The sequence below is a fragment of the Paracoccus sp. S-4012 genome, assembly GCF_009674885.1.
Lineage (GTDB): Bacteria > Pseudomonadota > Alphaproteobacteria > Rhodobacterales > Rhodobacteraceae > Paracoccus.
In genome coordinates, this window is sequence record NZ_WKKA01000031.1 from 1 (window position 1) to 11685 (window position 11685).

The following is an 11685-nucleotide window of genomic DNA, read 5'->3' on the forward strand; positions in this document are numbered from 1 at the left end:
AGTGCATAGGAAACGGAGGCACGCACCAGGTCGGTTCCCCCATCGTGTCCATCGTTGACCCGGTCTCCGACGTTGTCGACGATATAGATGTCGTCGCCGGCGCCGCCGTTCAGCGTGTCGGCACCGAAACCGCCGTCCAGCAGGTTGTTTCCGGCGTTGCCGTTGATCCGGTTTGCCAGACCGTTCCCGGTGCCGTTGATGTTGCCCGTTCCCGTCAGAGTCAGGTTCTCGACATTGGCGGTCAGTGCATAGGAAACGGAGGCACGCACCAGGTCGGTTCCCCCATTGTGTCCTTCGTTGACCTGGTCTCCGACGTTGTCGACGATATAGATATCATCACCGGCGCCACCGTTCAGCGTGTCGACACCGAGACCGCCGTCCAGCAGGTTGTTTCCGGCGTTGCCGTTGATCCGGTTTGCCAGATCGTTCCCGGTCCCGTTGATGTTGCCCGTTCCCGTCAGAGTCAGGTTCTCGACATTGGCGGTCAGTGCATAGGAAACGGAGGCACGCACCAAGTCGGTTCCCCCATTTCGTCCTTCGTTGACCTGGTCTCCGACGTTGTCGACGATATAGATATCATCACCGGCGCCACCGTTCAGCGTGTCGGCACCGAAACCGCCGTCCAGCAGGTTGTTTCCGGCGTTGCCGTTGATCCGGTTTGCCAGATCGTTCCCGGTCCCGTTGATGTTGCCCGTTCCCGTCAGAGTCAGGTTCTCGACATCCGCCTCGAGCCCGCGAGTATGATCGCTGTGGATCGTGTCCTTGCCGCCGCCGGGAGCCTCGACCACTCTGTCCCCGAGCGTGACGAAGTAGGTATCGTTGCCCCGGCGCCCCTCGAGGATCTCGGCCGCCGAGGTACCGCGCAGCACGTCATTGCCGGGGCCGCCGATGGTCTGGTTGTCGTCAAAAATCTCGATGCGGACGACCTTCATGGTGCCGCCGTCCTCGAAAGTCAGGCCCGAGTTCAGCGTGACTGTCAAGAAGCCTGTCTCGGTCCCTTCCGCGAGGTCATCGCGAGCGGCCGAGATTGTGATGGATTCGTGGCGGCTCGTCGGGGAGGTCGAGTCAAGCCAGAAGCTGCCGCTTCCTGAGGAGGGGTTGAGATCGTCCGCATTTGCGGTGCCGCCCGCGACCGAGGCGCTATACTCCCAGTTCGCAAAGTTTCTGGTCAGATTCAGGAAGGAGAGGTCGATTGTCTGGCTGGTCCCTTCACGAACTCGGATCACGTCGCTCACTGACATCCGCGCGTGAGCACCCTCGATTTCGACTGGTGCGGTACCGACGATGTCAAAGCCGGTCATAAACCCTTCGGTACGAAGAGCATCGGTGTTGTAGCTCGTCACGTTCCCTGAATAATCTTTGATGTCGACGCGCAGGATGTCGACGCGACCTGAAGGGTTGACTGAAAAAAGTGTCCGCTCCTCCGAAGAGGCGCCGTCAGCCCACGAGTCTCCGTAACCAAACAGCCCAATAAGCTCAAAAGTTCCGATGTTATCGGTGATCTCCCGGTCAAGCCAGACGACCACCTGACGCACGCCCTGCGGGTCGTTCGCTTCAGCCCTAACGGTGAACGGCACGTTCCCCGATGAAAGGTCGATCACGAGAGGCATGGAAAAGCCGGTCAGAATAGACACTGTTTCTTCCTTATCAGAATCGACGGAATAAAGGGTGCGGGATAGAACTTGTTAGCATGGCTGCTAAGTTGCTGCGCATCACCTGTCAACTGCTATTTGGGTTAGCGCCGCGGCCGCAGGGATCTCCCCTCACGACCGGTGCGCAGGGATCACGGCAAGGAAACTTGTGAGCCATGTCGATCGTGGAGGGACGGTACGGGCGAATATGCTCCACGCTTCGTTGTGCGTTGCCGGCAGGATTCCGCGGGAGCGCGCCCCTAGCAGGATGCTGAAGAAGTCCGCCCTCGACGCGATTTGAGGAACATGATTCATCTGCGGACGGCAACGGCGGGGTTGATGATGCGGGGGACGGACGAGACGAGCGGGTCGCTGTTCAGCTATGTCGATCTGGAGGCGCGGATCCCGGCACGGCATCCGCTGCGCAAGATCCGGCAGGTGGTGAACGAGGCGCTGACCAGCCTCGATGCCGAGTTCGAGGCGCTTTACACCGACTTCGGTCGTCCCTCGATCCCGCCGGAGCGGCTGATCCGGGCGAGCTTGATCCAGATCCTGTTCTCGGTCCGGTCCGAGCGGCAGCTGATGGAGCAGATGCGGTATAACCTGCTGTTCCGCTGGTTCGTGGGGCTGGGCGTCGACGATCCCGTTTGGGTGCCGACGGTGTTCACCAAGGACCGCGACCGGCTGCTGACGACCAGGATGTCGCGCAAGGTCATGGCGGCGATCCTGGCGCATCACGAGGTCTCGCCGCTGTTGTCCGACGACCATTTCTCGGTGGATGGCACACTGGTGAAGGCCTGGGCTTCGATGAAGAGCTTTCAGCCCCGGGCCGGCGACTGCCCGCCCGACGACGATGGCCGGGGCGATCCGCCCGGTCCGACACCTCGGCCAGTCAGCAGTCCGAACCGACCGAACCCGAGACCGACCCGAGACCCCGCGTGACCCGCCAGAACCGTAACGCGGAGGTCGATTTCCGGGGCGTGAAGCGCTCGAATGCCACCCATGTCTCGACCACCGACCCGGACGCCCGGCTCTACAAGAAGTCGCCCGGCACCGGCGCGATGCAGTGCTTCATCGGGCATGCGCTGATGGAGAACAGGAGTGGCCTGATCGTCCAGGGCGACCTGACCCGGGCCGACGGCCGTGCCGAACCGCGTGCCGCGCTGGACATGATCCACCGCCATTCCCCCGGATCGACCCGGCGGCTGACGCTTGGGGCAGACAAGGGAAATGACGCGACGGGGTTTGTCACCGACCCGCGCCAGGCCTGCGTGACCCCGCATGTCGCGCGGAAATCGAAACATTCAGCAATCGACGGACGCACCACCCGGCATGAGAGCCATGCCCGGTCCCAGAAACACCGCAAGCGCATCGAGGAGGCTTTCGGCTGGGCCAAGACCGTCGGCGGCATGGCCCGGACCGCCTATCGCGGCATCGAACGCGTGCGATCCCGCTTCATCCTGACAATGGTCGCCAACAACCTGGCTCGACTGCCCCGACTGCTGGCGGCATGAAGCCGACAGCCGCCAGCGGGGGGCAAAGGCCGTTCGCAGAAACGCGCCGGACGCGCAGGACACCAGTCCATCAGACGGGAAAACGTTCCGGCGCGCAGACTAATTCAGCGACCTGCTAGAGCGCGATCTTCAGGAGCCAGTCCCGCATATGCACGAGAGGCACTTCGCCATACCGCTCCCGCTGCAAGCGGTGGCCCATCAGGTCGGCTTTCAGGCGCTCAGGGAAGTCTGCCTTGATCATTCGGCTCTCGAAGCTGTGCCGGATGCTGTAGAGCGTGTGGTCGGGCGTCTCGCGCAGCCCGTTCTCGGCCATGAACTTGTTGATCGTGTTCGACAGACCGGGGTTGTCGGCATAGGTCGGGAAGCCGTCCGGGCATGTCCGGGCAGCGTCAAGGCTGATGCCCACCAGCGGCACGGTTCGATCCGCATAGATGGATTTCAGCTTCCGCCCCTCCGGCGCGACGATCATGTGCGGAATCTTGGCGTCGAGCTTGATCCCCGCCGCCGAAAGCCCCGCAATCTCGGACGGCCGCGCGCCGGTGTTCACCATCATAAACGCGATCGCGCGCGCCTCGGTGTTCATCTTGGCGAGTCCGGGGATCAGCGCGTCCTGCAGCCATTCGGTCGAGAACGGCGGGCGCGTGGCCTCCTTCTCGACGCTCTTGAACTGCAACCCCTTGGTGTCGAAGCTCAAGGGTATCTCTCGCGCCTGCCCCACCGCGCGCCACATGGCGAACAGGTAGCTGAAATCCTTGTTCGCGGTGCCGCGGTCCAGATCCTCCTCCACGATCCGCTCGAGCCACCATGCCTTGAAGTCGTGCAGGTCGCGCGTCGTGACCTCGTGGATCGGCATGTCGCCCTTCACGGCGATCCAGTTCTTGACCGCGCGCGCCCGCGCCGCGCGGTGCCGGCGCATCTGATCCGGGCTCATGCCGACGACACGATCCTTGGCATCGACGTAGAACAGGTCGAACGCCTGGCTGACCGTGACCACCGGCTTCTTCGCACCGCCCAGCAGCGCCTCGGCCTCCATCTTGTCGATCTTGCCTTTGGGATCGGTGGCGGCCTCGACGCGCTTCAGCAGCTCCTCGATCGGCAGTTGCGCGACCGCCGGGGCCTCGAGGAAGCGGAAGCCGCGGCGGTCGGCGAGTTCCTTCGCCGCGGCGAAGCGGGCCTCGGCGTCGCCCTCCTCGCCGCGCAGCTTGGCCTCCCACGCCTCGATGAGGTTCGCCCAGACCTCGGGCGCCTTGCGCTGTCCGATCTCGCGGCTGTCGGTCTTGAGGCTGACCCAGACGAAGGGGCGCGGCTCGACCGATCGGTAACGCGCCGGGACGCGCCGTCGCATCGACCAGTTGCCGCCGTCGCCGCCGCGCTGCGTGAGGGTGATCTGCTTCGCCATCACCGCGGAAACTGCCCGCGGGCGCGGCGTTTCGCAAGCCGCTTTGTGCGGCCCTTTGTGCTGCAAACTGTGCTGCAAAACAGGCTTTCCGGCTCCCTGCGCTCCGGCTATGGTGGGCCAAATGGCCAGCATTTGCTGGGGTTTTCGCACATTTTCGGAGGTCGGCCATGACGGACTTCCACTCCGCCATCCCCATCTTTCTTCCTCGCAAACGCTGATCTTGCTTGTGTTGCTGGGGTTCACGCTACAAGCCTTGCTACAAATCCTGCTACAAAACAGGGGCAAGGTATGAAGCATGTTCAGCATGTCCGCGGGCGCTGGGTCGCCCGCATGACGGTCCCGGAAGAGCTGCGGCCGATCCTCAACATGCGGGAGCTGGTCGCGCCCCTTGGCACCGACAAGCGGCAGGCCCAGCGGCAGGCCCTCGCGGTCCTGAACCGCTTCCACGCGATCCTGGACGAAGCCCGCGAGGCGTATGAGGCGGGCCGCCCTACCCTCACGAGCGCCGCGAAGGTGCACTATCAGGCCGAGCTGGTAGCAGACGACCGCGAGCGGCTGGCACCGGGCGGCGCAAACGACTTCATGAAGGCCTCCCGCCCCGTCTATGCGAACCGGCTGCGCCTCGCCCTGAGCGGCACCGCCGAGCGCGAAGAGTTGGAGGCGCTGGTCGGCTATGCTGCTGACGAGCTCACCGGCAAGGGCCTCGCGCCAGAGGTTCCCCGGCACGTCCTGTTGCGCGCCCTCGCCGAGGTTCAGCTTGACGCCCTCGCCCGGTTCCAAGAGCGCGATGACGGGCGAGTGAAGCCCGGTGAACCGGCAAGCCCGCTGCTGACCGCACCGGAGCCCGAGCCGGCGGTGATGGTCCTGGCCGAGCGCAAGGGCGGTCCGACCCTGGGCGATCTACGCCTTCCACAAGGAGCGCAGCGCGGGCGGGCGATCCCTCGCGGCAAAGACGATGGAAGAGCACAAGAGCGCCGTCCGCATGTTTCAGGAGTTCCTTGGCGAGCCGCTGCCGGTGAGGGCGATCACGAAGCAGCACGTCATTTCCTACAAGCAGGCGCTGCTGGATACGCCGACCCGCTACACCCTACGCTTTCCCGGTCTGACCCTGCCGCAGGCGATCAAGGCGAATAAGAAGCGCCCGGAGCCGTATGAAACGCTCGACCCGCAGACCCTCAACATGAAATGGCTGTCACACCTTTCCAGCTCCTACAATGGGGCTCGAATAACGGCTTCATCGAGCATAACCCGGCGAAGGGCGTTCGCGTTGACACGGGAAGGGTGGCTCACAAGAAACAGAGGCGGCTGCCGTTCGACCATACCGAGTTGAAAGGGATCTTCGGAACCGACTTGTTCAAGGAACCGAAGAGCTACGAAACCCGTCAATGGGCGCTGCTGATTGCGCTATTCACCGGCGCGCGCTCTTCCTCCGAAGTCTCGCGCATCAAACTGAGTGATCTTCGGGAAGAGCAAGGCGTCATAGTCTTTGACCTCGAGGAAGCATCAAAGAACGAAAGGAGCAAGCGCCTTGTTCCGGTGCACTCCGAGCTGATCGCGCTTGGCCTGCCCGCCTATGCCTACAAACTGCGGAAGCGCGGCGAAATCCGGCTCTTCCCCGATTGGGAACCGGAGGACAAAGTTAACCGCCGGTTCCTTCGGACCTATTTGCCGAAACTTGGTATCGCCGAAAAGTCGAAGGTGTTTCACAGCTTTCGGCACAACTTGAAAACGGAGCTGATCCGCACCGGATGCACAAAAGAAGTCTCGGACCTGATTACCGGGCACGAGGATCAATCCGTCGCGGCCGGTTACGTGCATGATGTGCCGGTGAAGCGGATGCAGGAGGCGCTGGATCGCGTCAGCTTCCGGCTGCCGATCGTTGCCATCACGATAACGTGAACAGCTTTACCTTGACCGGCAAACTCAACCCTTTCTGGTGATTCGTAACTGTGATACATTATGGCAACGTTATGTTGCTAAGATGAAACAGGATGCGCTGGATCGAACGACTAGGGGGGCGGACTCCCGCCACGGAAACGAAGGCGCTCAACCTGGGCGACCCGCTGCTGATGCAGCTCTTCGGCATCGCGCCGAGCGGAACGGGCACCGCGATCAGCGCCGCCGCGGCCATGAAGGTGCCGGCGATTCGCCGCGCGGTCAGCCTGATCGCCGAGTCCGTCCGCATGCCGTTCAAGGTCTATGCCGCGGCAGATAATCAAGCACTTACTGACCGTCCGGCTTATGGGCTGATCCACGCGCCGGCGAACCCCTGGACCGACGCGCCGTCCCTGCGCGAGGCCCTGACCGCGGACGCGCTGCTAGGGGGTGCCGGCTTCGCCCTTGTGGTCCGCAACAGCGCAGGCCAGCCGCTCGAGCTGCACCGACTGGACCCCGGCACGGTCACGGTCGAGACGGCCGCGGACGGCGAGCCGGCCTATCGCGTCCGCTATGAGGTCGGTGGCGATCGGCTGCACCCCTTCGGCGACGTGCTGCACCTTCAGTCATTCGCGGGCGTGTCACCGATCACCCTGGCCCGCGAGGCGATCGCGCTTTCCCTCGCGGCCGAGTCGCACCTGAGCGGCTTCTTCCGAAACGGCGGCCGACCCCCTGGCGTGATCCGCCACCCCGCCAAGCTGGACGCCGAGGGTGCGCGAAAAATCGCAGCGAGCTGGTTTACTACGCATTCCGGCGAGCAATCGGGCAAGACCGCGGTTCTGGATGAGGGGATGGAGTTTCATGCGCTCGACAAGGTGCGGCGAGAAGCTGACCGGATGGCCGAGGAGGGCTACTTTGAATCAGCATCTGTGCAGCACCACAAGCATTGGCACGACTTCGCCGAGAACAATCTCTATGGCATCGAGATTTCCGAAGGCATCGCTCGCACGGCCAAGATGAACATGATCATCCATGACGATGGGCACACCAACGTCATCGCCTTCGATGGGCTGGAACCGATCGACACGATGCGCGAGCGGACCAACAACCACGGCTTCAAGGCGAACCGGTTTGATTACATCATTACCAACCCGCCTTTCGGCGCAAAGGTGAAGCTCAGCGAGAAGCGGTATCTCGAGGACTACGACCTCGGCAGCAAGGATATCGACTGGATCGACGCCAAGCTGAAGAACGTCACGGTCAAGCAGAAGAAAGTGGGCGAAAAGGACTTCATCCGCCGGACTTTTCTCGAAAAAGCCCGCGACCAGCAGACTACCGAGGTGCTTTTCATAGAACAGTGCCACCGCTTCCTGAAGCCGGGCGGCTACATGGCGATGGTCATCCCCGACAGCATCCTGACCAATTCCAGCATACAGTATGTGCGCGACTGGATTGAGGAGCATTGGCGCATCGTCAGTGTCGTCTCCCTGCCCCAATTCGCCTTTGCCACCAATGGCGCAGGCATGAAGAGTTCGGTGCTCTTCCTGCGCAAGCATGACGAGGCGACGACGATCGCCATCCAGCGCGCCAAGGAAAAAGCGCAGGACGACATCCACGCCCGCAAGGATGGCGGCAAAGCGCTGGAAAAGCTGATCAAGGAAAAGGCGGCGAAGCTGAAGAAGGGCGACGCCACGATCCAGCAGATCGACCAGGAGCTTGTAGCAAGGCTGGATGCACTCGATGCCCAAGGCAACCTGACCCCGGAGGCGCGGCGCAAGCTCAAGTTCGAAGCGGACAAAGCCAAGAAGGCGCATGAAGAGACAGAAGCCTACCAGCAATGGAAGGCGGCAACGTCAGAGGAGTACAACGAACGCATCGCCACGCTGCGCGAAACGCTGAACGACGAGTTTCTGGCAAAGGTGAAGAGCGAGGTTGCGGATTACGAGATCTTCATGGCGATCGCCGATGACATTGGCTACGACGCCACCGGGCGAGCGACCGGCGGGAATGAACTGGACACCGTGGCCGCCGAGCTGAGCCGCTTCATTCATCATATTGAAGGGGGAGCGGCGCGCCCTTTTGCCTGAGCCCCGGCTTGAATGAAGAACACTTCTTCATGGTGAGTTGGGGCAAAATCGAACGCCGACACGATGTAAGGTTCTACCTTCCCCGTTTCGTGCAGCTTGAAGAAAAAGTCCGCAGCCGCACCAATCGTCGGCTTCGAGACTTCTTCCTTGCAATGGCAGGCGGCGCGACACCGAAGACTGAGGAAAAGGAGCTCTACTACTCTGACGACCCGGAAATTGGGGTTCCCTTTATTCGCGTTCAAAACCTGAGCACGAGCGGCGAGTTGGACCTTTCCGAAGTCAAGTTCATCAACATCGAGACACACAACGCTATGCTGGCCCGCAGCCATGTGCACGAGGACGACTTGCTCGTGAAGATCACGGGCGTTGGACGGATGGCAGTCTCTTCCGTACCGCCAACAGGGTTTGAGGGGAACATCAACCAGCACATAGTCAGAGCAAAGACGCGCAGCAGGATCAAAAGCGAAACACTGGCTGCCTCCCTGAACGCGGATATCGGCGAAGCGCTGGCCACGCGTCGCGCGACGGGTGGAACCCGCCCGGCCCTCGACTATCCGGCGCTTAGGTCGATCCCGATCATCTACAACGAATCCATCCTACCCATACTTGAAGAAGCTAATTCACGCCGAAAAGCAGCGCTTGAAAAAGCCCAGGCGCTCTTGGCGTCGATCGATGACCATCTGTTGACCGAGCTTGGCATCACCCTTCCGCCAGAACCGGAAAACTCGATCGAGAAGCGCATGTTCCGCATTAAGGCCCGCGAACTTGGCGGCTGGCGGTTTGATCCGCACGCGCTTGAACCGGATGTGGAGGCTTGCCGCGAAAAGACATCGGCCTTCGGGAATACTCTGCCGCTTCGTCGGTTGGTCAACTTCATTCGGCAGACGTCAAGCGGACGGGCCAACGACAATCTCTATGTCGGTTTGGAGAACATTCAAGGAAGCACCGGGTTCCTGGTTGATCCAGAAAGTAACAATGAGTTTGGAACGGCTTCGATCTTTGACGAAGGGGACGTTCTGTTCCCGAAGCTGCGCCCCTATTTGAACAAAGTCTATTTCGCCGATACTGCTCCACCGAGTTTCATGTTTTGCGCCCTCATGGCGTTTTGCCCGAGTTTCTGTCGAGGTTTCTGCGCAGCAAACTCGTGGTGCGCCAGACCAAGCACCTGATGACGGGCAATACCCTTCCGAGGCTTCAAACGCGAGACATCGAAAAACTCCTCATTCCAGTACCTAGCGAAGAGCATCAACTAGCGATCTGCCAAGAGGCACGAAGCCGCGAGGCCAAAGCAATGCAGCTTCAGCAGCAGGCCAACGCAGAGCTTGAGCGGGCCAAAGCTGAGATCGAAGCGATTCTGTTGGGCGTGGTGGTATGAGCACGGTTTTCAGCGGCGCCTTCGCCCCCTCGATCGGCGGCTTCCTGACGGTGCGAGGCTATGAACGGCTGATCGACATTGCACGATGTTCCTACGCTGACGAAGCCTACCAGCGCGACTTAAAGCCTGAGCATGTTGAAGAGATCAGGAAGTTCTTCGACGACGGCGAGTACTTGTTTTTTCCCGAGATCATCCCGTCGGTGCAACTCGACGTCGACTACGAAAAGGCCGGCGCGCCTTCCGGCGACCCGTTCCAATTGATTCGCGACGGCGAGCCATTCAAGTCCAACACCAACGGGCTGGACATCAAGCCGCGCAAGGCCAGGTCAACCAGCGACCTCACACGCTACCATATCACCCTGCCGGATGGCCAGAAGCTCTTCAAACGCATCGACGCAACGAAAAGGCGCTCTTCCACAACATCAACTCCAAGGCCTGCCGCTGACCTCGGAAGAGGTTTTTAAGGGCATCGTCGATGCGCCGGAAGACCTCTCCGATAGCGGCCTCAGCGACCGCTTTGGGCCAGAGTATCTGCAATGCCGCCAGCTCAAGGACAGGTTCGATTTCTCATACCTGTCCAACCTGAAGCACGTCTTCGGCAAAAGCGAGGGCCACGACAAATCCGGTCTGTCGTGATCAAGTCCTTGCAGGATGTGCGCGGGCAGATTGACCCCGAGAAGACCCTCGACACCGAAGCTGTGTTCGAGGGGATCATGCGCATCAACGATACCTATGGCGACAAGCGCCTGCAGGCTTCCACCGCGCAGGGCTTGTTCGCGACCGTCCTCTACTTCCAGCTTTCAGAGGATCGAAGGCGGGGCATCTATGAGCAAATCACCAACTGGGTGCTGCGGACCCACCAGTATGAGCTGCGTTCGATCAACGCCGCCGACCTGATCAAGATTTTCAGCAAGATCGCCCAGTCGCGCAAACGACAGGTGTTTGTGTCGATGCAGTTCAGCGACGACACGAAACCCAACTTTGACGCAATCAAGAGCGCGATCGATGACCTGAACGCCAAGCACGATCTCGACATCGCGATCCGACCCATCCGGATCGACCAGTTCGACACGGGCTATTCCTACGAGATCAACGCGGAAGTCTTGCGCCTGATAGAGGATTCCGGGCTACTGATCGCCGACCTGACCACGGTAACAAGAACGTCTATCAAGAAATCGGGTACCTCATGGGCTTGAATCAGGGCAAAGGCTTTGCTCATGAGAACTTCCTGCTCGTTCACAACGCTTCCATAGGCGACGTAAAAAAAGACTTCGGTTTCAACATTGCCGGGATCAAGCAACTACGCCTGAGTGACACCAACGCGCTTCGTGAGGTATTGAAGGAGCAGGTCTCCAAATTCTATGGGTTGGGGTGAAGTATTGGCGATGGCGAAACTCTGGGGCCGAAATTCATCCAGTACTTCCAACCGTCATTGACGGGCTTCGGGACCTGGGTGGACGGATCGCAGGAATGCGGAAGCTGCACTGTGTCGTCCCGTGACCCGTTGAATGTCTGCTGCGGGCCGTCAGCCGAAGTGGACCGGCTGCTTCGCCCATTCCCCCGGAAACGGCTCCAGCACCCGCACCAGCGTCACCTCCGAACCCTGCCTCCCGTCCAGGATCGCCTCAACGATATCGGGCGCGAGTTAGCGTCCGCGCAGGTGGTGTAATTTCGCTTGCTCTGCCGGTGTAACCCGAGGTGGCCATCGAGGTGTATGGTCGAGGTGGAGTTTCGACGCTTCAACCACGGACCACAGGAGACCCCGATGACCAAGACCAGCATGGACCTGTCCGAGCTTCTGGCA

At 61.1% G+C, this 11685-nt stretch carries 10 protein-coding genes and 1 pseudogene; 9 read left to right on the plus strand and 2 right to left on the minus strand.

Annotated elements, in window-relative coordinates; all coding sequences use genetic code 11:
* Positions 1-1634, minus strand: a 1634-nt coding sequence (locus tag GI374_RS18325; RefSeq protein WP_370515473.1) for a calcium-binding protein, incomplete at its 3' end; no start/stop codon positions are given.
* A 339-nt stretch (positions 1635-1973) separates the two neighbouring features.
* Between GI374_RS18325 and GI374_RS18330 the strand changes: the two are divergent.
* Positions 1974-3145, plus strand: a pseudogene (locus tag GI374_RS18330) (IS5 family transposase).
* A gap of 115 nt (positions 3146-3260) precedes the next feature.
* Here GI374_RS18330 and GI374_RS18335 read toward each other — a convergent pair.
* On the minus strand, positions 3261-4544 hold the full coding sequence (locus GI374_RS18335; protein WP_154338447.1) for a DUF6538 domain-containing protein: 1284 nt from the start codon (positions 4542-4544) through the stop codon (positions 3261-3263).
* A 288-nt stretch (positions 4545-4832) separates the two neighbouring features.
* On the opposite strand from GI374_RS18335, the gene GI374_RS18340 reads away from it, so the two are divergent.
* From GI374_RS18340 to GI374_RS18375, 8 genes are all read left to right on the plus strand, one after another.
* The gene (locus GI374_RS18340; RefSeq protein ID WP_154338448.1) at positions 4833-5678 is read left to right on the plus strand and encodes a DUF6538 domain-containing protein; all 846 of its coding nucleotides are present in this window, start codon (positions 4833-4835) and stop codon (positions 5676-5678) included.
* Positions 5679-5729: 51 nt separating this feature from the next.
* Complete coding sequence (locus GI374_RS18345; RefSeq protein ID WP_154338449.1) at positions 5730-6443, plus strand: tyrosine-type recombinase/integrase; 714 nt, start codon at positions 5730-5732, stop codon at positions 6441-6443.
* A gap of 92 nt (positions 6444-6535) precedes the next feature.
* Positions 6536-8506, plus strand: coding sequence for a phage portal protein (locus tag GI374_RS18350; RefSeq protein ID WP_154338450.1), 1971 nt, complete (start codon positions 6536-6538; stop codon positions 8504-8506).
* A gap of 8 nt (positions 8507-8514) precedes the next feature.
* Positions 8515-9675 carry a hypothetical protein gene (locus GI374_RS18355; protein WP_154338451.1) on the plus strand — a complete coding sequence of 387 codons (1161 nt, stop codon included), beginning with the start codon at positions 8515-8517 and terminating at the stop codon, positions 9673-9675.
* Positions 9612-9881 carry a hypothetical protein gene (locus GI374_RS18360; protein WP_229583577.1) on the plus strand — a complete coding sequence of 90 codons (270 nt, stop codon included), beginning with the start codon at positions 9612-9614 and terminating at the stop codon, positions 9879-9881. The genes GI374_RS18355 and GI374_RS18360 overlap by 64 nt, the downstream gene beginning before the upstream one ends.
* Positions 9878-10345 (plus strand): hypothetical protein, encoded by a 468-nt coding sequence (locus tag GI374_RS18365; protein WP_154338453.1) that lies wholly within the window; start codon positions 9878-9880, stop codon positions 10343-10345. The genes GI374_RS18360 and GI374_RS18365 overlap by 4 nt, the downstream gene beginning before the upstream one ends.
* 168 nt (positions 10346-10513) lie before the next feature.
* A complete protein-coding gene (locus GI374_RS18370) occupies positions 10514-11077 on the plus strand; it encodes a hypothetical protein (RefSeq protein WP_229583578.1) in 564 nt (187 codons plus the stop codon).
* Positions 11068-11256 (plus strand): hypothetical protein, encoded by a 189-nt coding sequence (locus tag GI374_RS18375; protein ID WP_154338455.1) that lies wholly within the window; start codon positions 11068-11070, stop codon positions 11254-11256. The genes GI374_RS18370 and GI374_RS18375 overlap by 10 nt, the downstream gene beginning before the upstream one ends.
* The last annotated feature ends 429 nt before the right edge of the window (positions 11257-11685 follow it).

Coding starts and splice junctions, on each gene's coding strand:
- GI374_RS18345 (WP_154338449.1), top strand. CDS start 5,730: ATGGCTGTCACACCTTTCCAGCTCCTACAATGGGGCTCGAATAACGGC.
- GI374_RS18340 (WP_154338448.1), top strand. CDS start 4,833: ATGAAGCATGTTCAGCATGTCCGCGGGCGCTGGGTCGCCCGCATGACG.
- GI374_RS18365 (WP_154338453.1), top strand. CDS start 9,878: ATGAGCACGGTTTTCAGCGGCGCCTTCGCCCCCTCGATCGGCGGCTTC.
- GI374_RS18375 (WP_154338455.1), top strand. CDS start 11,068: ATGGGCTTGAATCAGGGCAAAGGCTTTGCTCATGAGAACTTCCTGCTC.
- GI374_RS18335 (WP_154338447.1), bottom strand. CDS start 4,544: ATGGCGAAGCAGATCACCCTCACGCAGCGCGGCGGCGACGGCGGCAAC.
- GI374_RS18350 (WP_154338450.1), top strand. CDS start 6,536: ATGCGCTGGATCGAACGACTAGGGGGGCGGACTCCCGCCACGGAAACG.